This window comes from Flavobacteriales bacterium (assembly GCA_013214975.1).
GTDB lineage: Bacteria > Bacteroidota > Bacteroidia > DT-38 > DT-38 > DT-38.
In genome coordinates, this window is sequence record JABSPR010000097.1 from 1 (window position 1) to 1645 (window position 1645).

Consider the following 1645-nt stretch of genomic DNA (forward strand, 5'->3'; position numbering starts at 1 on the left):
CATGGGCCTCAACCTCTTCCTTATCCCAGTAAACAGTCTTTTTAAATCCTTCTTTCAATTCTAGGTAAGCTGCGTACCCAACAACCTTTCCTTTGCCTTTTACCTTGAAATTACAGTCAAGATCTTCGCTAAGTGCATCAAATGATTTGAATTGATTCTCGTAAACTTCGATAACGTTTATCTTCTCATATTTACCTGTCCTTAATGCAAGCTGCACAAAGCCTTTCCATCCTAATTGAAATTGAGCTTCATTGCCATAAGGGACGATCCATGCCAATCCTAAATTATGATTGATTGGTAAATCTAAAGCCGCTGCCATAGCTGCTGCATTCATTATAGACTCAGGGTTTGCCTTGGCTAGTAATTTATTATTTCTAGTTATCTGAATAACAGAAGAGATGAATCCTGCTGACTTCTTGCCTAGCATGTCATTAAACCTTTTCTGTATCTCATCCCCTTTGAATAAGGATTCAATTGTCTGAACCTTAGCTGCTGCCTGTTCTGTGGTCACTGGTGTCTTTTTATCGTCTTTGTCGTGTATTCCCATAGTGTTATTTTGGATTTAAACGGTTTTTAATTAATTCTATTTCTTTTTCGAATGCATTTGCTATATCTAGGTCGAAAAACTGACCTCTCCTGAATCTCCTTATTTGTTCGTCAGTAAATGTATTAGGAATATGCCAATACTTAAATCTCTTCTGGATAGCCTCGACGTAGTGGAATGGGATATAATCATCATTCCCTTTTAATATAGATGCGCAGTGGTCTTTCTGTGCTTTAGATGCTTTGCTCATTTCGCCTGGGTAGTTTTGTTAAATTTATTAACCTTTCTATTTCAGGTGTTTGATCTTTGTCTTTTCTTATAATGCTCTCGCCATCCGAGCTAGTCAGTTCAAGATTTACTGCTCCTGCGATTAGATCAAGATAAACACCGAAGTGAAACTTGGATAGTAGTTTCATTTTATCATCCTCAGAGAAAGCATCCTTTATCACGTGGCTCTGTAAATGTGGACATGAATACCACTTGCCTTTATGCTCCTTTCGCAATATGGTTTTAAATGCTAATTTGTAATGGGTATTACCTTTCCAATATTGCATATCCACCTCTGGGTAGATAGAGTTTTTGAGAGTGTCGGTTATATTTAATGGTATTGACATTTTCTGTACTTTAAGTGTTTAGAATTGCTAATATAATAATAAAATGGGATAAATATAAGAATATATGCCTAGATGTTATTTATGCCTCAAAATCACCAGCCACGCAAGCATTGTCGCTACTAAAATCAAGATGAAAATTACTATCTCAGTCAAGCCTTAATTGAATTTTCCTTGTAGTGGATCCTGACCTTACCAGATATATACCGCTTCTCAGTGGTATTTGATTGACTCCAGGGGATAGTTTTTGTTGGTGGACCATCGCGCCCAAAAGATTGTATATTGTCACGGATCCTTCTCCGGTGATGGAGATAGTGTTCCCGTGAGATGTGATGGACGCATTATCTTTTTCAAGGCTCTCTACCCCTAGATAGCAGTTAGCACCGTATACTGTTCCTACGTCCTTATTGTCTGGCCATGTTGTGTTGGCCCAAGCTTCGCTGTCCACTGATATGCATAGAAGAAGGTTGTCTGTAGCCTTAAATTGATC

General features: G+C 38.1%; 4 protein-coding genes. All 4 read right to left on the reverse strand.

Annotated features, from left to right (window positions below):
• Positions 1–547: recombinase RecT (locus HRT72_03910; GenBank protein NQY66852.1), on the reverse strand; the 547-nt coding region annotated here is incomplete at its 3' end.
• Positions 548–551: 4 nt separating this feature from the next.
• On the reverse strand, positions 552–794 hold the full coding sequence (locus tag HRT72_03915) for a hypothetical protein (GenBank protein ID NQY66853.1): 243 nt from the start codon (positions 792–794) through the stop codon (positions 552–554).
• Complete coding sequence (locus HRT72_03920) at positions 778–1158, reverse strand: hypothetical protein (GenBank protein NQY66854.1); 381 nt, start codon at positions 1156–1158, stop codon at positions 778–780. The genes HRT72_03915 and HRT72_03920 overlap by 17 nt, the downstream gene beginning before the upstream one ends.
• A gap of 145 nt (positions 1159–1303) precedes the next feature.
• Positions 1304–1645, reverse strand: a 342-nt coding sequence (locus tag HRT72_03925) for a T9SS type A sorting domain-containing protein (GenBank protein ID NQY66855.1), incomplete at its 5' end; no start/stop codon positions are given.

Excerpts from the sequence above, each read along its gene's own strand:
- HRT72_03915 (NQY66853.1), bottom strand. The coding sequence starts at position 794 with ATGAGCAAAGCATCTAAAGCACAGAAAGACCACTGCGCATCTATATTA.
- HRT72_03920 (NQY66854.1), bottom strand. The coding sequence starts at position 1,158 with ATGTCAATACCATTAAATATAACCGACACTCTCAAAAACTCTATCTAC.